The 20364-nt window shown below is 55.9% G+C and carries 21 protein-coding genes; all 21 read left to right on the top strand.

Annotation, left to right across the window (positions count from 1 at the left end; all coding sequences use genetic code 11):
- The 21 genes from dinB to QP442_RS05245 all read left to right on the top strand — a co-directional run bounded on the left by dinB (position 1) and on the right by QP442_RS05245 (position 20353).
- The gene (dinB, locus tag QP442_RS05345) at positions 1-1251 is read left to right on the top strand and encodes a DNA polymerase IV (protein WP_103633559.1); all 1251 of its coding nucleotides are present in this window, start codon (positions 1-3) and stop codon (positions 1249-1251) included.
- Between the two features lie 35 nt (positions 1252-1286).
- Positions 1287-1685: a DUF3040 domain-containing protein gene (locus QP442_RS05340; protein ID WP_006681691.1), complete on the top strand. Its 399-nt coding sequence runs from the start codon at positions 1287-1289 to the stop codon at positions 1683-1685.
- A 490-nt stretch (positions 1686-2175) separates the two neighbouring features.
- Positions 2176-2607: a division/cell wall cluster transcriptional repressor MraZ gene (gene mraZ, locus QP442_RS05335; RefSeq protein WP_006681690.1), complete on the top strand. Its 432-nt coding sequence runs from the start codon at positions 2176-2178 to the stop codon at positions 2605-2607.
- Between the two features lie 116 nt (positions 2608-2723).
- Positions 2724-3704 (top strand): 16S rRNA (cytosine(1402)-N(4))-methyltransferase RsmH, encoded by a 981-nt coding sequence (gene rsmH / locus QP442_RS05330; RefSeq protein WP_103633560.1) that lies wholly within the window; start codon positions 2724-2726, stop codon positions 3702-3704.
- On the top strand, positions 3701-4096 hold the full coding sequence (locus QP442_RS05325) for a hypothetical protein (protein WP_006681688.1): 396 nt from the start codon (positions 3701-3703) through the stop codon (positions 4094-4096). The genes rsmH and QP442_RS05325 overlap by 4 nt, the downstream gene beginning before the upstream one ends.
- 11 nt (positions 4097-4107) lie before the next feature.
- Entirely contained in the window at positions 4108-5868 is a 1761-nt protein-coding gene (locus tag QP442_RS05320; protein ID WP_006681687.1) for a peptidoglycan D,D-transpeptidase FtsI family protein, read from the top strand.
- A 40-nt stretch (positions 5869-5908) separates the two neighbouring features.
- Positions 5909-7315 carry a UDP-N-acetylmuramoyl-tripeptide--D-alanyl-D-alanine ligase gene (locus QP442_RS05315; RefSeq protein ID WP_006681686.1) on the top strand — a complete coding sequence of 469 codons (1407 nt, stop codon included), beginning with the start codon at positions 5909-5911 and terminating at the stop codon, positions 7313-7315.
- Complete coding sequence (gene mraY, locus QP442_RS05310) at positions 7312-8397, top strand: phospho-N-acetylmuramoyl-pentapeptide-transferase (RefSeq protein ID WP_103633561.1); 1086 nt, start codon at positions 7312-7314, stop codon at positions 8395-8397. The genes QP442_RS05315 and mraY overlap by 4 nt, the downstream gene beginning before the upstream one ends.
- Positions 8394-9818, top strand: a complete 1425-nt coding sequence (murD, locus tag QP442_RS05305) for a UDP-N-acetylmuramoyl-L-alanine--D-glutamate ligase (RefSeq protein ID WP_103633562.1) — start codon at positions 8394-8396, stop codon at positions 9816-9818. Before mraY ends, murD begins: the two co-directional genes overlap by 4 nt.
- Positions 9819-11102 carry an FtsW/RodA/SpoVE family cell cycle protein gene (locus QP442_RS05300; RefSeq protein ID WP_006681683.1) on the top strand — a complete coding sequence of 428 codons (1284 nt, stop codon included), beginning with the start codon at positions 9819-9821 and terminating at the stop codon, positions 11100-11102.
- 5 nt (positions 11103-11107) lie between these two features.
- Positions 11108-12223 carry a UDP-N-acetylglucosamine--N-acetylmuramyl-(pentapeptide) pyrophosphoryl-undecaprenol N-acetylglucosamine transferase gene (locus tag QP442_RS05295; protein ID WP_006681682.1) on the top strand — a complete coding sequence of 372 codons (1116 nt, stop codon included), beginning with the start codon at positions 11108-11110 and terminating at the stop codon, positions 12221-12223.
- 60 nt (positions 12224-12283) lie between these two features.
- Positions 12284-13621 carry a UDP-N-acetylmuramate--L-alanine ligase gene (gene murC, locus QP442_RS05290; RefSeq protein WP_442953372.1) on the top strand — a complete coding sequence of 446 codons (1338 nt, stop codon included), beginning with the start codon at positions 12284-12286 and terminating at the stop codon, positions 13619-13621.
- Complete coding sequence (locus tag QP442_RS05285; protein ID WP_165544437.1) at positions 13593-13733, top strand: hypothetical protein; 141 nt, start codon at positions 13593-13595, stop codon at positions 13731-13733. The genes murC and QP442_RS05285 overlap by 29 nt, the downstream gene beginning before the upstream one ends.
- 121 nt (positions 13734-13854) lie before the next feature.
- A complete protein-coding gene (locus QP442_RS05280) occupies positions 13855-14667 on the top strand; it encodes a cell division protein FtsQ/DivIB (RefSeq protein WP_103633564.1) in 813 nt (270 codons plus the stop codon).
- Positions 14668-14794: 127 nt separating this feature from the next.
- Entirely contained in the window at positions 14795-16060 is a 1266-nt protein-coding gene (ftsZ, locus tag QP442_RS05275) for a cell division protein FtsZ (RefSeq protein ID WP_006681679.1), read from the top strand.
- Positions 16061-16063: 3 nt separating this feature from the next.
- Positions 16064-16828 carry a polyphenol oxidase family protein gene (locus QP442_RS05270; protein ID WP_103633565.1) on the top strand — a complete coding sequence of 255 codons (765 nt, stop codon included), beginning with the start codon at positions 16064-16066 and terminating at the stop codon, positions 16826-16828.
- Between the two features lie 180 nt (positions 16829-17008).
- The gene (locus tag QP442_RS05265) at positions 17009-17479 is read left to right on the top strand and encodes a cell division protein SepF (protein ID WP_006681677.1); all 471 of its coding nucleotides are present in this window, start codon (positions 17009-17011) and stop codon (positions 17477-17479) included.
- Positions 17480-17489: 10 nt separating this feature from the next.
- Entirely contained in the window at positions 17490-17798 is a 309-nt protein-coding gene (locus QP442_RS05260) for a YggT family protein (protein ID WP_006681676.1), read from the top strand.
- A gap of 281 nt (positions 17799-18079) precedes the next feature.
- Positions 18080-18721, top strand: coding sequence for a DivIVA domain-containing protein (locus QP442_RS05255; protein WP_103633566.1), 642 nt, complete (start codon positions 18080-18082; stop codon positions 18719-18721).
- 173 nt (positions 18722-18894) lie between these two features.
- Positions 18895-19443, top strand: a complete 549-nt coding sequence (gene lspA / locus QP442_RS05250) for a signal peptidase II (protein WP_103633567.1) — start codon at positions 18895-18897, stop codon at positions 19441-19443.
- On the top strand, positions 19436-20353 hold the full coding sequence (locus QP442_RS05245; protein ID WP_181002185.1) for an RluA family pseudouridine synthase: 918 nt from the start codon (positions 19436-19438) through the stop codon (positions 20351-20353). The genes lspA and QP442_RS05245 overlap by 8 nt, the downstream gene beginning before the upstream one ends.
- Positions 20354-20364: the final 11 nt, after the last annotated feature.

Here is a 20364-nt window from a genome sequence, read left to right as displayed (position 1 = left end):
ATGTCGAACGCTCCCCGCGACGGGCGTGCCCGAAAGTTCTGGGGTGACGACGATTCCCAGACTCCCATCCTGCACGTCGACATGGACTCGTTTTTCGCCCAAGTAGAGATCGCGGAAAATCCAGATTTACGAGGCCGGCCAATCATCGTCGGGCATCTCGGCGGACGAGGGGTCGTCACCAGCGCCACGTACGAGGTCCGCGCTCGCGGTGTGCGAGCCGGAATGCCGAGTGCTCGCGCACATGCGCTGTGCCCGGAAGCGACTTTTGTGTTCTCTGGTAGGGGCGTGTATTCCGAATACTCACACAAAGTGATGGCGATCCTGTCGGAAATCACTCCCGTCTTACAGCAAGTGAGTATTGATGAGGCATTCCTTGATGTGTCAGGGTCGCGTCGGCGCCTCGGGTCACCAACCGAGATTGGAAATCTGATTCGATCCCGCATCCATGCCGAAGTCGGTTTACCCGCATCGGTTGGAATCGCAGCCACAAAGTCGGTGGCAAAAATTGCCTCGTCAAACGCAAAACCTGACGGGCTACTGCTGATTCCTCGCGATCAAACGGTCCCATTCCTGCACGGGCTCCCCGTTGGAGCACTCTGGGGAGTGGGCGGAAAAACGGGGGAGAGGCTTGCTCTCGCTGGCGTTGACACAATCGGTGATCTCGCGAACCTGGACATGACGTTCCTGACGCGACTTGTGGGCCTTGCAAGCGCGCGCCACCTGCACAATCTTGCCTGGGGCATCGACCCGCGTCCCGTTCGCGGTGGTCGCGAAGTAAAGTCCATGAGTACCGAACGAACGTTTGAGTCTGATATTCACGATAGGAGTGAGCTGGAGGCCTTCCTGCTACAGGCGTCTCACGAATGTGCGGCGCGTTTGCGCAGAGCCGACATGGTCGCATGGGGGATCGGGCTGAAACTGAGGGACGCCTCGTTCCACACGATCGCTCGATCTGTGAAGCTACACGCTCCGACAGATGTGGGACGACAAATCTACGCGGCTGCAAGCGAGCTCTTCGCAAAAGAGGTGATGCCGGCATCTGGGATTCGTTTGGCGGGCGTGAAGGTTGAAGTCCTTCAACCGCGATCGGCTGGCGTTGCGATAGCTCTTGACGATGATGGAAAACCGTTGGCTTCGGAGCGAGCAATGGACCAGATTCAGGGGAAATTTGGCAGGGATGCTCTACGGCCAGCAACTTTGTTACCGCAGGTCAGCGGGCACGAATCGCAATCTGCGCCCCCAACCCGTTAGACTCGTCACTAACGGATAGCGGAAAAGGATGCGTCGTGGCTCTATCTGACTATGAAAAACAAGTACTAGAAGAGATGGAACAGGAGTTCCGTCGTGACGAGCCACGTCTTGCCCGTCAAATGGAGCAGGAAGAAGAAGCTCCAGCTTTGCGGCTTTCAATCCGACGCATCGCTCTTGGAATTTTCGTTTTTATCGCAGGTCTGAGTGTCCTGGTTGGCGCAGTTTCCCTTGGATACTCAGGTATTTCCATCGTGATGGGCGTGATCGGTTTTGCCATCATGGTTGGTGGCGTCTGGTATGCGATCTCTTCGCCCGAAAAGAAAGCCGCTCCGCTTACACCTGAAGAACAGCGACGAAACCTCGGTTCGTGGTCGCGTTTTATCGAGGACCAAGAACAGCGGTGGGAAGAACGAAAGCGTCGTCGCGATTTTTAAAGAGATCGTCTTCCACCTCGCCTCGAAAAACGTAAAGAAAAGCCCATGTCCTACGGTCATGGGCTTTTCTGTTGTGTCATCTCTTCGTGTCTTCTAGATGTCGGTGCCTGGCTGAGTCTTTTCTGTTCCCGGGTGCACTTGGTGCGACGAATGTGGGTCTAAAAGCTCGGTTTTGTCGCGTTGGGTGCGGTGGGTGATGTGGTGGTGCGATTGGGGATGAGGATCCTGCCTTTTCTAGCCGAGGAGCTTGTGATGTGGCAGGTCTCGTCCTCTCACTCTCAGATGCAGGAGTAGCGGGCGGAGAGGGGCTCGTGCAGGAATAATCGGCTAGAACTAAAAATGTGCCCCACTTTTCACCACTAGATATTTTCTCGCAGAAAATCAGACTTTTTAAGAAGAGAAAGTGTTCGAAGCTGCCTCTAAATGGTACTAAAAGTAATAGGTGTGGGGTAAAGTGGTGGAAGTGGGAACCAAGGAAAGGTGGTGAGACATGTTCACTGGTACGTTCGAGCCGAAACTCGACGACAAGGGACGTGTTTTTCTGCCTGCAAAAATCCGTGAAGACATGGGTGAGCAACTTGTTCTCACAAAGGGACAGGACCGTTGCATTTACGTCTACCCGGTTGAAACCTTCAATGAGCGCGCGCAGTCGATCATTTCTGCGCCGACCTCGTCGAAGCAGGTTCGAAACTGGCGACGCGTTTTTATGGCGAGTGCGTTCCAAGAAGCTCCAGATCGACAGGGTCGTATATCCCTCCCTGCAGAACTGCGTAGCTACGCCGGACTCGGCCGTCAGCTCACCGTCATCGGTGTAGGTGATCACGCTGAAATCTGGAATTCCGAAGCGTGGGAGGAAGTCCTCACCGTCGAAGACGACGCGTTCTCGGATACGAACGAAGAGATCTTCCCAGGAATGTTCTAGTTCGTCCCTTTTGGTCTCCACCCGAGGCCCCGACTTCACTTCCCCGATGTCGGAGATCGGTGGGGGACCAAGAGGGATGAAAAGCACTCACATCATCTGCAGGAAAGGGGGGCGACATGGAGCTCACCAAGCAAACGTCCGAGCGTCATATTCCCGTCCTCCTGGACGAATGCATGGGCATGATGTCTCCTGCCCTCACTGACGATGGTGCTGTTCTCGTTGATTGCACCCTGGGAATGGGAGGTCACTCCGAAGCTGCCCTCAAGCGATTCCCGAACATTCACCTGATCGGTATCGATCGTGATCCTCAAGCAATTTCGCTTGCTTCCGAGCGTCTTGCGCCGTTCGCAGATCGTTTCACCGCGGTTCACACGACCTACGACCACGTCGACGAGGTCGTTGCGACATATGCTCCGGCAGGAAAAGCTGATGCGATCCTGATGGACCTAGGGGTTTCCAGCTTTCAGCTCGACGAAGCGGAACGTGGTTTCTCCTACTCTGCTGACGCTCCGCTCGATATGCGAATGGATCCGACTAGGGGGCAGAGCGCTGCCGAACTTCTGGTCAGTGCAACTGCTCAAGAGATCGCACAGATCTTGCGCGTATACGGTGAAGAACGCTTTGCCTCTCGAATTGCGCGTCGCATCGTGGAAACGCGTGAAACGCAACCTCTGACCCGCACGGGGCAGCTTGCTGACATCGTTCGCGCATCCATTCCTGCTGCTGCGCGTCGTAGAGGCGGAAACCCTTCGAAGCGCACTTTCCAGGCCCTTCGCATCGCAGTGAACGACGAACTCAATATTCTCGAACGTGCTTTGCCTGCGTGCTTTGCCAGCCTGCGCATCGGTGGCCGTTTGGTTGTTGAGTCCTACCAGTCGCTTGAAGACCGCATCGTCAAGGACCTGTTCCGACGTGCGTCTACGGTGGATGTTCCCCAAGGTCTTCCAGTTATTCCAGATTCGATGGCACCGAGCGTCGAACTCCTCACTCGCAAAGTGCACCAAGCTGATGAAGCCGAACGCGCACATAACCCTCGATCCGCATCTGTGCGTCTGCGTGGCGCCCAGCTTGTTCGTGAATGGAAGGAACTCTCATGAGCAGTGCTGCAGCTTCCCGGCGCCCGGTTTCCCGTCCGGAACGTCACGAGTTTGAACTAAGAAGGGAGTTCCGAGTTGTCGAGGGGAGCAAGCCCACCCGCTCGCTTCTGATGTTGGGAATCGTCTCTATCGTCGTGATCATTGCGACGGTTCTTGCTTCGATGGTTCTTCACACTCGCATGGCTCAAACGGCGTTCGAAATCCGTACTCAGCAGATTGAGCTGAATGAGCTTGAAGCTCAGGCGTGGTCGATGCAAGCCCAAATTGAAAAGGCAGCATCGGCTTCCGAACTTGAGAAAGCTGCCACCGCTCAGGGAATGGTGAAAGGTGGTCGGACTGGCTTCATTAATCTTGGAGCTGGCACCATTGAAGGCGGAACGGCCGGACACTGACAGGAGATCGTATGACTCAGCGTTTTGGGCGATCTCTTGCCATCCTCATCATTTTCTTCTTCGGCCTGATGGCCTGTGCGATCCGCTTAGTCGATTTACAGATCATCAAGGCGCCCATGCTTGCAACCGAAGGCGAGGCCGTTCGTACGTCGCAGACGGGCATTGCCGCTAAACGAGGCTCAATTACCGACGCGACGGGCACGATCCTCGCGGACTCGATTCTGACCTACGACATTGCCGTTAATCAGATCAACTTGCGTTCTTATGTTCACTCAGAAACGACGAAGGAAAACGGGGTTGAAAAGACGAAGGTTGTGGGACGAGGCCCGGTCGAGGCCGCCCGCCAGCTGGCTCCGCTTCTGCACATGAGTGAAGCTGAGCTTGGCGGCTTGTTTTTGGGTGACTCGACCTACACGTATGTGAAGCGCAATGTTGATGCGGTGACGTATCGAGAGATTCGTGCTCTGGATATTTACGGCATTGAGTGGGAAGCCACCTACGAACGGACGTTCCCCAATGGGAATGTTGCTGCTCCGGTGATTGGTACGGTCAATGCTGAAGGCGTTGGCTCGTCGGGCATGGAATCGCAGTTCAATACGTTGCTGACGGGCACGCCTGGCTCGCAGCAGTATGAGATTGCTCCGAATGGTGCGATTATTCCTGGCGCGAAGAAGACAACGGTTGAGCCTGTTGACGGTGGTTCCCTGCAACTGACGTTGCATGCTGACTTGCAGCATCTTGTTCAGGACATGCTGGATGCTCGCGTGGAGCATCACAAGGCCGAATGGGGCACCGTTGTCGTTGAAGATGTGACGACCGGTGAAATTTTGGTGATGGCGGACTCTGAGTCGACTATCCCAGATAACGCGAATCCTCAGCCTGTGGCTTCGGTGCAGTATACGGTCGAACCTGGTTCGGTGGGCAAGGTGGTGACGTTCGCGGCCGCGTTGGATGCGGGGACGATCACTCCCACGTCGGTCTTTAATGTGCCCTATTCTTTGGATCTTCCCGATGCGGGTGGTCCGATTACAGACTTCCACGAGCACGATGGTGAAACTCTCACTGCGACGGGTATTTTGGCTGAATCGTCGAATACTGGCACCGTTCTGGTTGGTCAGACTCTGTCGAATGAACAGCGCTACGACATGATGAAAGCCGTTGGCTTTGGTGACCTGACGGGCGTGGAGCTTGCTGGCGAAACGACAGGTATTCTTCGTCCTCCAAGCGAGTGGGCGGGCCGTGATCAGTATGTGTCGATGTTCGGCCAGTCCTATTCGGTTTCACCGCTCCAAGAGACCTCGTTCATGGCCACAATCGCGAACGGTGGAGTCCACATTCCTCCCCGATTGGTCAAGTCGTGGACGAACGCTGACGGGACCGTTGAAACCCCCGAAGAGCCCAAGCCAACGCAGGCCATGAAAGCTGATACGGCGCAGAATCTGATGCTGATGATGGAGTCCGTCGTTGAAGATCATCTGGGTACTGCAGGGGCTGCGAAGGTTGATGGGTATCGCGTCGGTGTGAAAACCGGTACGGCAGATATCGTCGTCAACGGTCAGCATGGCATTGTGTCGACGACCGCCGGCCTGCTTCCCGTTGAAGCGCCTCGGCTTGCTATCTCTGTTGTTCTTTACAATCCTAAAGTTGCCTACATTTCCTCTGATTCCTCGGCGCCACTGTTCGGTGAGGTCGCGCAAGCGTCAGTGCGTAATCTAGGTATTCCAGCTTCGACGACGCCGGCAACGCTGTTCCCGACGACGCCGACTAACTGAGACGATGAAGTGAAGTCGTATGAATCGTAGAGGAAATAGCATGTACAGGTTAGCTGGGTGGATTGCTGAAGCAGTTGCAGGAACCCTGAACGGTGCTGACCGTCAGGTTGTGATGAACCGTGTTGTTACAGATTCGCGCTTGGCGTCAGCTGGTTCAGCGTATGTCGCACGAATCGGCGAGGCCACCGACGGGCATGACTACGTCAAACAGGCCGTTGACAATGGTGCGGTTGCACTGATCGTTGAACACCTCGTTGATGTTCCCTCGTCCATTGCGCAGATTATTGTCGAGGATTCGACCTACGCTTTGGGTCGCCTTGCCCATGCTCACCTTGAAGACTTGCGTGAGCGTTTTGGGCTGGATGTTATCGCGATGACCGGCTCGGCTGGGAAGACGACAACGAAGGATCTGCTTTTCCAGATTATGAGTACTGATGCTCCCAGCGTTGCCCCTCAGCTCTCGTTCAACAACGAGGTTGGACTTCCTCTGACGGTTCTTCAAGCTGATGAAACAACCCGCCATCTGGTTCTTGAAATGGGTGCGTCTGGCATCGGACACATCAAGTATTTGACAGATATTGCGTCGCCGGATGTTGCCATTGAACTGATGGTTGGTCACGCTCACCTGGGTGGCTTCGGGGGAGTCGACGGGATTGAAAAGGCGAAGGGGGAGCTGATTACAGGTTCGCGCCCCGGTGCTCCGGTGGTCTTGAACTACGACGATCCGCGCGTCATGAATATGACGAAACTGTCGACAGGTCCGATTACGACGTTCTCGCCATCAGGCAAAGAGGGAGCCGATTTCCGTGCTCTCGACGTGGACGTTGACCACCTTGGCCACGCACACTTCACGCTTGAAGCCCCCGGTGGTCGTGGCCTCGTGAATCTGAATATCGTTGGCGTGCACCACGTGGCGAACGCACTGGCCGCCATCGCTGGCGCGGTACAGCTTGGTCTTGAACTCGATCAAGCGATTCGTGCGATCAACGAGGCTCGGGCGCTGTCTCCGCACCGAATGGATGTCGTTGAATTAAGCATTGACAGTATGAAAGTCACGATGATTGACGATGCCTACAATGCGAACCTCGATTCCATGAGAGCCGCTTTCGCTACGCTCACTTCGATCGGTGAGGGGCATACGAAGATCGCTGTTCTTTCCGAAATGCTTGAACTCGGCGACGAGTCTGCTGACATTCACCGCCAGGTTGGTCTGATGGCGAAAGATGCCGGAGTCGAGTCGCTGATTCTGTTGGGTCAAGACGGTCCCTATTACGCCGAGGGTGCTGGTGACACCATCGATGCGGAACACGTCGGTAGTGTTGATGAGGCTGTCACGGCTGTTTGTGCGAAACTGAAAGACGATTGTGTGATTCTTGTGAAGGGATCCTTGTTCTCATATTCGTGGAAGGTAGCGGACCAACTCCGCGAGAAGGGAGTCCAGCGATGATTGGCCTTATTGTCGCCTTCGTCATTGCACTGGTGATTTCCCTGTTGGGAACCCCTTTGCTGATCCGATTCCTGATCGCTCACCAGTACGGGCAGTTCATCCGTCAGGACGGACCGACCCAGCACTTGACGAAGCGCGGTACACCCACAATGGGTGGTCTGGTTTTCATTCTGGCAACCATTATCGCGTGGGTGATTGGGGCGTCGATCGCAGGATCCGGACCCTCGTGGTCCGGATGGACTCTGGTTGTTCTCTTCGCAGGTCTTGGCTTTATTGGCCTTTTGGATGACGGCATCAAGATCATGCGTCAGCGCTCCCTTGGTCTGCATCCGACCGGGAAAATTATCGGTCAGATCACGGTTGCCGCAGTTTTCGCGTGGATGTCACTGACCCGCCCCAATGCCTATGGGACAACGCCGGGTACGCTTCACCTGTCCTTCATTCACCTGTCACCCATCACGCTCGGGTTTGCTGGCCTCGGATTGGGGGTTGTCCTGTATTTGATCTGGACGAACCTGATTGTGACCGCCTGGTCAAACGCGGTGAATCTAACCGACGGCCTCGATGGCCTTGCCACGGGCTGTTCCATTTTCGTTTTCGGCGCATACACGTTTATCGCCTACTTCCAGAAGATTCAATCCTGCTTCCCGCAGGGGCAGGCGACAACTCTCTGCTATCCGACGCGTGATCCTCTGGACCTTGCAGTTTTCTGCGCCGCGATCATCGGTTCGCTTGCTGGCTTCCTCTGGTGGAACGCTTCGCCCGCTCAGATCTTCATGGGGGATACGGGCGCGCTGGCACTCGGTGGTGCGGTCGCTGGCCTGTCGATTCTGACGAACACCGAGTTCATCGCAATCGTGATTGGTGGACTCTTCGTTGTCATCGTGATGTCCGACGTCATCCAGATTTCGGTCTTTAAGGCAACGCATAAGCGTGTCTTCCGCATGGCACCGTTGCACCACCACTTCGAGTTAAAAGGCTGGCAGGAAATCACGATCGTGATTCGCTTCTGGCTGATTGCCGCGTTGTTTGCAGTGGCCGGTGCGGGCATTTTCTACGCTGACTGGGTGACAACGCTGTGAGTGATCGTTACGCCGTCATCGGCCTGGGCAAATCGGGCAAAGCAGCAGCAAAAGCTCTGTTGAAGCGCGGGTACGAGGTTCTTGCTTTCGACCAGCGTTCCGGTACTCCCACAGACGAATTAGGTATTGACGTTCATGTTGTTCCCGATGCTGGGGATCTCGCCTGCGCCGTTATTGACGCTGGTGTTGACACGATCATCGTGTCTCCAGGAATTCCTGCGCACGCCCCTATCTTTGAACGCGCTCAAGCTGCCGGGATCCCGATCTGGGGTGAAGTTGAATTGGCGTGGCGTCTTCAAGAGCAAGGCCCTCATGCTGGTCGCCCCTGGCTGACTGTGACGGGCACGAACGGCAAGACAACGACTGTGGGCATGCTTGCGTCAATTCTTCGGGCCAACGGTGACGACGTTCTTGAGGTTGGCAATATTGGCACCCCCATCACCGAAGCAATCGACTCAGATGCCAGCGTCTTCGCTGTTGAACTCTCCAGCTTCCAACTCCATACCTCCTACACGATTTCGCCTTTGGCGTCCTTGTGCTTGAATGTGGATGCTGACCACCTGGATTGGCATGGAAGCGAAGAAGCATATGTTGCCGATAAGGCGCGCGTATACGAGAACACTCAGGTTGCCTGCATCTACCCGGCCAATGACCGAGTGGTTGAAGCGATGGTTGAAAACGCAGACGTTGTGGAAGGGGCGCGTGCCATTGGGATCACGCTGGGCTCGCCTTCGGTGTCGCAACTGGGCATCGTTGAAGGTGCGCTTGTTGACCGCGCCTACGTTGAAAACCGGCACCGTGAAGCTGCCCACCTGGGTGATTTGAGCGATTTGAGCACGGTCTATGGGGAGAGTCTTTCCCCGGCTGTTGTGATGGATGCTCTTGGCGCGGCAGCACTTGGACGCGCATACGGTGTGCGTCCGCATGCGGTTCGTGATGGCCTGCGCGTTTTTTCTCCAGCAGGACATCGCAGAGCTGTTGTCGGGCAAGTCGCTGATGTCACGTGGATCGATGATTCGAAAGCGACGAACGCCCACGCTGCCAAAGCATCCCTCTATGGGCTTCCTCCTCACTCGGTTGTCTGGATCGTTGGCGGGGACGCAAAGGGACAGGACTTTACCGACCTTATTCGCGACGTTGAGCCGGTTCTGCGCGGTGCGGTGATCATCGGCGAAGACCGTTCGGACCTACTCAAGGCTTTCCGTGCGAGCGCACCCAATGTTCCGGTCGTTGACGTCGGTGGCCATGAGGATTGGATGTTCTCCGTCGTCAATGAGGCTGTCGCTCTTTCACGCCCCGGTGATTTTGTTGTTCTTGCTCCGGCCTGTGCGTCATGGGATCAGTTTGATAACTACGGTCAGCGTGGCGACGTGTTTGTGAACGCTGTTGAACGTTTGCGTGACCAGTGGAGTGCCAAGTAGATGGCGAAGATCAAGAGCGCCATTGATAGTGTGATCCGTCGTCTTCCGCGTTTTGTTTTTGGTGCGGATGATGAACACTATGAGATTCAACCACTGACGACGTACTACATGATTATCGTCCCCACGGTGGTTCTGACTATTTTTGGTTTGATGATGGGCTTTTCAGCTCAATCGGTGACATCAATCGCCAAGGGCGCCAACCCGTACATGGCGTATTTGCGTCCCAGTGTCATCATTGTCATCGCCCTGATCATTGCCTTCGTTGTTCATAAGATCCCTCGCCATATTTTTGTCCGTTTTGCTCCCCATGCTTTCGGGCTGGGATTGATTGTTCAGGCGATGGTCATTACCCCTCTTGGCCGTTCTGAAGGCGGCAACGCGAACTGGGTGTATTTTCCCGGTATTCCCGTCCTTGTTCAGCCGTCAGAGTTCTTGAAACTCGCTTTGATCGTCTTTCTTGCTTTCATTTTGACCGGACCGAATAGGGATTTTTCAAACTGGCGTCAGATGAGTGTTCTTGCGGGGCTCCCCGTGGTTGTCACGCTGATCGACGTCATGCTGGGTCATGACTTGGGTACGTCAATGATTGTGACGGCCGCCGCCATGGGAGCATTGTGGATTGCTGGTTTGCCGAAGCGCTGGTTCGGATACGCGTTCGTCCTAGCTGTTCCGCTTTTGGTGTTCTTGGTCATTCAGAACCCGACGCGTCTTCGTCGAATCTTGGTTGTTCTTCCGGGTTTTGCTCCCAAGCGTGATTTGTCTGCCCCCGAACAGATTGATCATTCGCTGTGGGCTTTTGGCTCCGGTGGTGTTTCTGGACTGGGTCCGGGGGCCTCGCGTGAGAAATGGAATTATCTGCAGGCGGCACACACGGACTTTATTTTCGCCATCGTTGGTGAGGAGTTCGGGTTGATGGGTACGTTGGCAGTGCTTACGGCTCTTGCTTTGTTGGTGTGGGGAATGTTCCGACTGGTTCGTTCAACGTCCGACCCGTTTGTCGCTATCGTTGCTGCCGGTGTGGCAACGTGGATCGGCTTCCAGGCTCTCGTGAATATTGCCTCGGTTACTCAGCTCGGCCCGGTTATTGGTGTCCCACTGCCTCTTGTGTCCTATGGTGGATCATCGTTCCTGTTCACCGCGCTGGCCATCGGCGTTGTCGCGTCCTTTGCGCGTAGTGATGCTGGTATGACTATGTGGAGATATTCTGATCCTGCTACTCGTCGTCGTGATCCTCGGGTTACTCCGAAGCTTCGACGAGCAGGTGGATCCAAAGCTCGAAAGTAGGCAACATGTTGGGCAAAGTCGTTTTGGCTGGTGGCGGTACCGCTGGGCACGTGAATCCGCTGTTGGCCACGGCGACGGTTCTTGCCAAACGTGGATATGACGTCGAGGTCCTTGGAACAGCTCAGGGCTTGGAATCAGATTTGGTTCCCGTTGCAGGGTTTCCTTTTCATGTGATTGAAAAGGTTCCTTTCCCACGCCGACCTTCCCCTTCGATTCTCACTTTCCCATTCCGCTGGCGTAAAGCGGTGAATCAGTGTCGTCTGGCGATTCGTGATGCTGATGTGGTTGTCGGCTTTGGCGGATATGTTTCAACTCCCGCGTACTGGGGCGCACGAGGCGCCGGCGTCCCGATTGTCATTCATGAACAGAATGCCAGGCCCGGATTGGCAAATAAGGTGGGGGCGCGCTACGCCAATGTTCTTGCGTTGACGTTTGCGAATACTCCGTTGAAGGCGCGCAGGGGCATCACGCAAGTAACGGGTCTTCCTTTGCGTCCTGCTATCGAAGAGCTTGCGTTGGCGCGCCAAGATGCCGACGGTGTCCGTGTTGCGCGCGAGCGTGGGGCGAAGAACTTGGGCGTAGACCCCAAGAAGACGACCCTTCTTGTTACCGGCGGATCTCTTGGAGCTCTCCACCTGAACGATGCCATGATTGATGCGCTTGACGACTTGCCTGACAATGTGCAGGTGATTCACTTGACCGGCAAAGGAAAAGACGCCCCTGTGCGGAGCAAGGTTGACGAGTGTTCGGTGGGCGATCGCTACCTGGTTCTGGATTATCTGACGACCATGGAAGATGCTCTTGCCTGCGCAGACTTGGTTGTCTGTCGTTCGGGTGCAGGAACGGTTGCCGAGATGACGGCTCTGTCGTTGCCGTGCGTGTATGTTCCGCTGGCTATCGGTAATGGCGAACAGAAGCTGAATGCGCATGACCATGTTGCCTCTGGCGGAGCGCTCTTGGTTGATGATGCGTCATTCAACGCAGATACGGTGCGACAGAAGGTTTTCCCGCTACTGACTTCACCTGAACTGTCCGCTATGGCGACAGCATCGGCAGGATTAGCAAAGATCGATGCTGCCTCGCGTTTAGCTGACCTGGTTGTTTCACAGATCGCGCGCTAGGGGGAGAACGTGGAACCTATCGAAGGACACTTCCATTTCATCGGTATCGGTGGAGCGGGAATGAGTGTTGTTGCTGAACTGCTTGCTTCGCGTGGCGCGCGGGTGACTGGTTCAGATTGTGCCGATTCGGATGTTCTTGCGCGTTTGAATGAAAAAGGAATTCGCGCATTCGTCGGCCACGATGCCACTCATGTTGATGATGATGCGACGGTTGTTGTGTCAACTGCGATTCGTGAGTCGAACCCAGAGCTGACCAGGGCGCGTGAATTGGGGTTGGATGTCATTCATCGTTCGCAGGCGTTGGCGCTTGCTGCCAGTGGAATGCGTTTTGTTGGCGTTGCCGGCGCCCACGGGAAGACGACTACGTCTGGGATGATTGCGGTTGGTCTGCGTGGGGCTGGTCTGGATCCGTCGGTCGCGGTGGGTGGAATTGTTCCGCAGTTTGGTTCCGGTGCGCATTTGGGCACGTCGGACGTGTTTGTTGCCGAAGCTGACGAGTCTGATGGCTCGTTCTTGAACTACACTCCGTCGATCGAAGTTGTCACGAACGTTGAGCCCGATCACTTGGATCGCTATGGGACGCGCGAAGCGTTCGAATCTATTTTCGTTGACTACGCAAAGTGTCTGGTTCCGGGTGGTCTTTTGGTGTGTTGCGCTGAAGACGCGGGGACTGCCCGCCTGAGCGAGTCGGCGCGTGAGCTGGGTATTCGCGTGGTGACCTACGGGCGCTCCGATAAGTCCGTGGTGGATGCTGACGTGACGATTTGTGATGTAGAGACGACGCCTTCTTCATGTCGTGCACGAGTCAGCTACGGCGATATCAGCGCGGAGCTTTCCTTGGGTGTTCCGGGCGTGCATAACATTCTTAATGCTGTTGGCGCGTGGATTGCCGGCGTGGAGCTTGGCGTTGAACCTGCCCTGATGGCTTCGTCGCTTGCTGGTTTTACGGGGACAGCTCGCCGTTTTGAGCTCCGTGGAACTGTGGGGGACAGGCGCGTTTTTGATGATTATGCGCATCATCCGACAGAGGTTTCTGCCGCGATCGAACAGGCGCGATTGGTTGCCGATGGCGCTGATGTGACCGTGGTTTTCCAACCTCACCTGTATTCGCGTACGCGCTTATTCGCGGATCGTTTCGCCAAGGCGTTGTCGGGCGCGGATCATGTGGTTCTTGCGGATATTTATGCTGCTCGCGAGGATGATGATCCCGCCGTGACTTCCGCTCTGATTGCGGATCAGATTAAGGGCGCTGAGTGTGTCCACGATATGCACGAGGCCGCCCGAATCGGAGCGCGTCAGGCTGGTTCGCGGGGCGTTCTGATCACGATGGGTGCTGGTTCAATCACCCAGTGTGCAGATGATGTTATCGATGAGTGGCAACGCATGGATGCCTCGTGAAGCCACCTCAGCCGCGTCGAACGCCACCCGGATCGACTTCTACGCAACACCAGACGACGTCCACTTCTCGCTTGTCGTCAAAGGGATCTGCTACCCAAAAGTCTTCTTCTGAAAAACCTCCATCACGTCCGGTTGTTGCCCGACCAAAGCGACCGCATAGGGATACTCCAGAGTCTGGGCAACCCCCAGAGCATCAACAGGCAGCACACAAGCGAGGGGCAAGGAAATCTTCGTTGCGTTCTGCTCGTGTCACACTTGCCCGGCCGGTGGGGCAGCAGGATGCCGTTGCTCTCTTAGGTGGTGAAAAGCGCAACGAGCGTTCTGAGTTTGATCTGCGTCGCCAAGAGCGAGCTCGGGCGCGTCGGATTCTCTGCATCAAGACGATGGCAATGATTGCTGCGGGACTAGCGTTTATCGGTGGTTTGGTGTGGGTATTGCTGTTTTCGCCTCTGCTTGCTTTGAGCGCGTCATCGGTGCACGTTGAAGGCGCAGATGAAACCTTGATCACCGCGGAATCAGTTCTTTCGTCAACTGCGCCGTACGTGGGCACCCCGTTACCTAGGGTTCCGACTGCGGCGATCGCTGAATCCATCGAATCGAATGTTGTTGTCGCTTCAGCTGAAGTGGAGCGACAGTGGCCGACTGGTTTGGCAATTACAATTACTTTGCGAACTCCTGCGATGATCGAGGGAAGTGCGGGCGCGTTCCGCCAGGTTGACGATGAGGGAGTGAGTTTCGCTGATGCTCCTACGTTGATCGAGGGGCTTCCATTGGTGAGCCTCCCGGAGACTGATGAAGAACGAGCCGAAGCGGCCTCGGATGTTCTTTCCTTGTGGTCAAACCTGTCTGAGGCAACAAAAGCGCAGGTTTCGGGTGTGAGTGCCGATGGTAAAACTCTGTCGTTTACGCTGACCAACGGTGCCCAAGTGAAGTGGGGAACTCCTGATGATGGGGCGCTGAAAGCGCAGGTTTTGGACGTGCTGTTGGCTCAAAGGAGCGTCCGTGTGTATGACGTTTCATCGCCGACTCATCCTGTCACGTCATAGTCGATTGTTCGTTCAGCGTGTCGCCTTGAAGAAGGTCTACTCAATCCCTAGCTTTCTTCCGAACGAGAGCAGGGTGAAGTTGAACCTTCAACCTGAAGTTGAGGGTTTGATATAGAAAGAGTGACCAATGGACGAACCTCAGAAGAACAAGGCCATAATCAAGGTCGTTGGCGTCGGCGGTGGCGGCGGAAATGCTGTCGATCGCATGATCGAAGCTGGCATGGGTGGTGTCGAGTTCATCGTTGTGAACACGGACGCTCAGGATCTTCTTCTGTCGAACGCTGATATCAAGATCGACATCGGTCGCGAAATTACCCATGGCTTAGGTGCAGGTGCTGACCCTGAGGTCGGACGTAAAGCAGCCGATGACAATGTTGACCTGATCGCTCAGGCTCTCGAAGGCGCTGACATGGTGTTCGTTACCGCAGGTGAAGGCGGTGGTACAGGCACCGGTGCAGCCCCAGTTGTTGCGCGTATTGCTCGCGAACAGGATGCGCTGACCGTGGCTGTCGTCACCCGCCCGTTCTCTTTCGAGGGCAACCGTCGTGCATCCATGGCAAATAAGGGCGTCGAAGCGCTTCGTGAAGCCGTCGACGCTCTGATCGTCATCCCGAACGATCGTCTACTTGAGATTCAGGATGAAGATTTCCCGATCACCAAGGCGTTCGAAGCGGCAGATCAGGTTCTGCACTCCGGTGTTCAGGGCATTACCGATCTGATTACCATCAACGGCATGGTCAACGTCGACTTCAACGATGTGAAGTCGGTGATGAAGGATGCCGGCTCGGCCCTCATGGGTATTGGCCAGGCAACCGGCACAGATCGCGCAGTCGACGCAGTCGAGCGCGCAATCTCCTCGTCGCTCCTCGAATCGACAATCGATGGTGCGCGTGGCGTCCTCCTGTTCTTCCAGGGCGGCTCGAACCTGTCTCTGCAGGAAACTGCACGCGCATCGAAGCTCGTTCAGGAATACGTCCACCCCGAAGCCAACATCATCTTCGGTGCGGTCATCGACGAGACACTGGGCGACCAGATCATCGTCACCGTCATCGCCGCTGGCTTTGATGAGCAGGATCCGCAGACCGACATCGCGTCGCGTCCCAGCGTTATCGGAACCCAAACTCCCGCGCAGTCCACGACACCTGTTGCTACCCCGGCTCCCGTAGCTGCTCCGCAGGAAACTCGCGCGCTCGGTGAGGTTCCGTCCGCTCGCCCAGCCCATCGTGCACCTGTCCAGGTGCCGACCCGTACGGCAACGATTCCAGTTGCTACCCAGCAGCCGGTGCAAGAAGCTCCCTCCGTCGCAGAGGAACCCTCTTTGGAAGTTCCTCGTATCTTTGATGAGGAATCTGAAAGCGCAGCGGATCTGGATATCCCGGACTTCCTGCGCTGAGCGATGCTCACCCAGCTCAACGGTGCCTCGATCCACCTCGTCCAGGCGGATCGAGGCACCGACTCGTTAAGGAACAATGTTGCGCACCACGTGGGTGACGACTTTCAGCTGGTGAAGGAGCGAAGGCAGCTTCTTGCCAGCGAGTTTGAGCGCCCGATCCTCTGGATGAATCAAACCCACTCTCATGTGATCGGCCTCGTCGTCATGACAGCAGACGGGCACCCAACGTTGAATCTCGATACCCACGCGTCGACGCTGAACCTCAGCGACCCGATGGACACTATTGAAGCCGATGGCGTCATCATCGATGCGCGAGGCTGGCAGGACGCTCCCGGGATTGCAGTCATGACAGCGGACTGCCTACCGATTGTCCTGTCAACGGCGGACGGAACGATCGTGGCAGCCGTGCACGCCGGAAGAAAAGGCTTGTTCGACGGCATCATTACTCGAGCAGTGACTCTCATGCGTCGTCTTGCTCCAAGCCATGACATTGAGGCGTATATTGCTCCCGCAATCTGCGGTGACTGCTATGAAGTGCCCGCCCAAATGCGTGACGAGTGCGCCGTAGAGCGCCCTGAAAGTGCCTCGCGTACATCGTGGGGAACGCCCGCTCTTGATCTTCCGCGCGCAGCTCAAGCAGAACTGCGAGCGCTTGGGTGTACCCGCATTGAAATTGACCCGCGATGCACTCTCGAAGACCCCACGTTGCACTCCTATCGGCGTGACCGTGAGTGCGGTAGGAATGCCACAATCATTTTCCCGGCGTAGCGCATGTGTTGACCGACGCAGGCAGTGGCATGTCGCGCGGTGATAAAGGCTCTTGAGTCCCTTGCGGCAGGGGCGTAATCGGAATTATCCACTCTGTTTTTTCGACATACCGGCAAGGTTGCGCCGTAACGGACAGCGCGGGCATTAACGTTGCAGAGCCGACACAATCAGGAGGACACAATGGCGGATGGTTTCGGAGCTCGAGCTCGTAAGTTCATGGGCTGGTACCCGGCTGACGAAGTCGAGGATGAAGCCCAGGATTTTGATCTCTACGAAGATGAAACTACGTACGAGACTGAAATTCCGCAGAAAGAGATTTCCTCCGTCGTCACCCCTCTGCACCGTGAGGACCTTGAAGTGAAGACAACGTCTGACCTTTCGCGCATCGTCACCGTCCACCCGACCGCATACTCGGATGCCAAGACGATCGGCGAAGCCTTCCGCAACGGAACGCCCGTCATTATGAACGTCACTGATATGCGCGAAGAAGAAGCACGCCGTCTGATCGACTTCGCAGCCGGCCTGACCTTCGCTCTTCGCGGTGGTTTTGAGCGCGTGACCAACCGCGTCTTCCTGCTGTCGCCCGCAACCGTAGAGGTCACCGGCGATGTGATTGGAAGCCGTCGCGGAACCCTCTTCAACCAGGGCTGATTAGCTTTCGATGACAGCACTTGTATACGCCGGCTGGGCGATTTACTGGCTTGCGAGCATCTACCTGCTGTTCGCGTTCATTCGACTGGTCTTTGATTGGCTTGAGTTTCTTCTGCCGAACTTTAGACCGCGCGGAATCCTGCTTGTTATCGCGAATTTCGTGTACGTGCTGACTGATCCGCCGATTCGGTTCCTGCGTCGAAGAATTCCGCCGCTACGCATCGGTGCCGGTTTGTCGCTGGATCTTGGATTCTTGATTGTTTTTGTCGCGCTGATCGTGTTGCAACGAGTAGGAATTTCTCTGGCAACAATTGGCTGACTTCGTGGGTTAAAGGTCGCTGATGTTGCTGGTCAAACGCTGTTATTTGACCGTAATGGTTGTTTTGAACCGTTGGAGAGGTGCCTGACTGGCCAAATCTCACACGCATAGATTGTGAGTAATGTGTCATGTCATGTGTTCATTGTTGCGTGTGTGACTATTGAGTCAGATATGATAATCCATGATGTGTCGATGGACAGTTGTCCGGCGACTGTCCTGATGCGCAACCGACGTCAATCGCTTGGGATCGCATCGACCCGACGATATTGAGAGGCGAACACATGGCTCTGCTGACTACAGAGGACGTTCTTAACAAGAAGTTCCAGTACGTAAAGTTCCGCGAAGGTTACGACCAGGTTGAGGTTGACGAATTCCTTGACGAAGTCGTTTCGACGATCTACACCCTGAACGTCGAGAATCAGGATCTGAAGGAAAAGCTTGAAGCGGCCGAGCGTCGTATCGCCGAGCTCTCCTCCGGTGCTGAAATTGTCGAGGCTCCGGTTGCCCCGGCAGTCGAGGTCGTAGAAGAGGCTCCTGCTCCGGTTGAACAGGCCGTTGAGGAGGCTCCGGTTGCAGCCGTCGTCGAGACCCCTGCTGAAACCGTAGCGCCCGTCGACACCGAGTCGGCTGCTTTTGCTACCAACATGCTTACACTTGCTCAGCGCGTCCACGACGAATACGTGCGCGACGGCAAGGAAGAATCCGAGCGTATCATCGCCGAAGCTCACGCCAAGGCCGACGAGATCGTTGCAGACGCTCAGAACCAGCACGAAACCATCCTTGCGAAGCTTGACGAAGAACGCACTCGCCTTGAGGGCACCATTAACGAGTTGCGTTCCTTCGAGTCGGATTACCGCTCGTCGATCCGTGGTCACCTCGAGACCCTGCTCTCCCAGGTCAACCCGGACGCCCATCAGGACTGATCTTTTCATCAGATCTGATCTTCACATCGGTTAAATGGCGGTGGTACCTCTCAGGGCCACCGCCATTACCATGTGAAAAGCTAAGAACCATCATCCTTGGCTAGCAGATAGGGCCTCGGGGCGCGTTCACTACGATAAGGCAAACACAAAGAACCCAGAAAGGAGAACCTGACATGAATACCTCCCAGTCACAGTCTCGCTATGTTATCGCGGGAGCGATTGCGATTGTCGCAGTGGTCCTCGATCAGGTGACGAAGTTCTGGGCGTTGTCAGCATTAGCTGATGACACTCACCCGATTCCGATTATCGGCTCGTTGCTTTCATTCCAGCTGCTTCATAATTCGGGTGCCGCGTTTTCTTTAGGAGAAACGTCCACGTGGGTTTTCACCGTCCTCTCGGTTGTCATCATCGGCATCCTGATTGTTGGACTGAGCCGCTCTGTGCGTGTGAGCGCGGCGGCCTGCCTTGGTCTTCTGGGTGGCGGAGCGATCGGTAACTTGATCGATCGTCTGATCCAGCCCCCGGGCATCGGCGTTGGACACGTCGTTGACTTCATCAACTACAACGGCTTTTTCGTTGGCAATGTGGCTGATATTTGGATTGTGATTGGCGCGATTTGGCTGGCGTGGGAGTTTTCCCGTGATGGAGCGTTCTCCGGTGAAGACAACGCAGATGATGCACTTGTCGTGAATTCATTGAGTGACGAGGCCGCGCATGAGTGATACGCGTTTGCTTCCTGTTCCTGACGCGCTGGTAGAAGAACGCGTTGACGCGGCTCTTGCTCGCATGCTCGGGATGTCGCGTGCGCAGTGTGCGGGGCTTGTTGAAGATGGAAACGTCCTGATTAACGGCGTGGTTCCTTCAAAGTCGACCAAGCTCGGTGCGATGGATCTGATTGAAGTCACTATCCCAGCGCCCGATACAACCCCACCACCGGTCACCGGCATGGACATTCTTTACGACGATGATGACGTGGTTGTCGTTGATAAGCCCGTGGGCGTTGCTGCGCATACGGGGCCAGGCTGGAGTGGCCCGACGGTTCTTGGAAACTTGGAAGCGGCCGGTTATCGCATTACCTCGTACGGTCCCCCCGAGCGCCAGGGGATTGTGCACCGTCTCGATGTGGGAACATCGGGGGCGATGATGGTGGCGAAGTCAGAGCTCGCCTATTCGGTGATGAAGCGCGCGTTCAAAGAACGAACCGTGACGAAGATTTATCACGCGGTCGTTGCCGGTCATATGGATCCGCCGTCGGGCACGATTGATGCTCCTATTGGTCGCCACCCGTCGCGGGAGTGGCGCATGGCCGTCATCGATGGTGGGAAGCATGCGGTGACGCACTATGACACGTTGGAACTGATGGCGGGGGCGTCTCTGCTGGAAATCCATTTGGAGACCGGGCGAACCCACCAGATTCGTGTTCACACCGCGGCAGTGGGGCATCCGTGTGTCGGAGACGTTTTCTATGGGGCTGATCCAAAGAAGGCCAAAGAATTGGGCCTCGTGCGCCAGTGGTTGCATGCCGTTGAACTGATGTTTAACCACCCGCGTACCGGTCTGCCCACAACTGTTCGCTCACCCTATCCCGCTGATCTGCAAGCGGCTTTGGAAGCGTTGAGGATCGCCGACTGATACCGCAATCG

The sequence above is a fragment of the Pauljensenia sp. UMB1177 genome (assembly GCF_030217965.1).
GTDB lineage: Bacteria > Actinomycetota > Actinomycetes > Actinomycetales > Actinomycetaceae > Pauljensenia > Pauljensenia turicensis_A.
The sequence above is the reverse complement of the archived record's forward strand: the minus strand, read 5'-3'. Positions and strand labels throughout refer to the sequence as shown.

Bases quoted from the DNA above. Each gene is read 5' to 3' on its own strand.
- dinB (WP_103633559.1), top strand. From the start codon at position 1: ATGTCGAACGCTCCCCGCGACGGGCGTGCCCGAAAGTTCTGGGGTGAC.
- mraZ (WP_006681690.1), top strand. From the start codon at position 2,176: ATGTTCACTGGTACGTTCGAGCCGAAACTCGACGACAAGGGACGTGTT.
- rsmH (WP_103633560.1), top strand. From the start codon at position 2,724: ATGGAGCTCACCAAGCAAACGTCCGAGCGTCATATTCCCGTCCTCCTG.
- QP442_RS05325 (WP_006681688.1), top strand. From the start codon at position 3,701: ATGAGCAGTGCTGCAGCTTCCCGGCGCCCGGTTTCCCGTCCGGAACGT.
- QP442_RS05320 (WP_006681687.1), top strand. From the start codon at position 4,108: ATGACTCAGCGTTTTGGGCGATCTCTTGCCATCCTCATCATTTTCTTC.
- QP442_RS05315 (WP_006681686.1), top strand. From the start codon at position 5,909: ATGTACAGGTTAGCTGGGTGGATTGCTGAAGCAGTTGCAGGAACCCTG.
- mraY (WP_103633561.1), top strand. From the start codon at position 7,312: ATGATTGGCCTTATTGTCGCCTTCGTCATTGCACTGGTGATTTCCCTG.
- QP442_RS05300 (WP_006681683.1), top strand. From the start codon at position 9,819: ATGGCGAAGATCAAGAGCGCCATTGATAGTGTGATCCGTCGTCTTCCG.
- QP442_RS05295 (WP_006681682.1), top strand. From the start codon at position 11,108: ATGTTGGGCAAAGTCGTTTTGGCTGGTGGCGGTACCGCTGGGCACGTG.
- murC (WP_442953372.1), top strand. From the start codon at position 12,284: ATGAGTGTTGTTGCTGAACTGCTTGCTTCGCGTGGCGCGCGGGTGACT.
- QP442_RS05285 (WP_165544437.1), top strand. From the start codon at position 13,593: ATGAGTGGCAACGCATGGATGCCTCGTGAAGCCACCTCAGCCGCGTCG.
- ftsZ (WP_006681679.1), top strand. From the start codon at position 14,795: ATGGACGAACCTCAGAAGAACAAGGCCATAATCAAGGTCGTTGGCGTC.
- QP442_RS05270 (WP_103633565.1), top strand. From the start codon at position 16,064: ATGCTCACCCAGCTCAACGGTGCCTCGATCCACCTCGTCCAGGCGGAT.
- QP442_RS05265 (WP_006681677.1), top strand. From the start codon at position 17,009: ATGGCGGATGGTTTCGGAGCTCGAGCTCGTAAGTTCATGGGCTGGTAC.
- QP442_RS05260 (WP_006681676.1), top strand. From the start codon at position 17,490: ATGACAGCACTTGTATACGCCGGCTGGGCGATTTACTGGCTTGCGAGC.
- QP442_RS05255 (WP_103633566.1), top strand. From the start codon at position 18,080: ATGGCTCTGCTGACTACAGAGGACGTTCTTAACAAGAAGTTCCAGTAC.
- lspA (WP_103633567.1), top strand. From the start codon at position 18,895: ATGAATACCTCCCAGTCACAGTCTCGCTATGTTATCGCGGGAGCGATT.
- QP442_RS05245 (WP_181002185.1), top strand. From the start codon at position 19,436: ATGAGTGATACGCGTTTGCTTCCTGTTCCTGACGCGCTGGTAGAAGAA.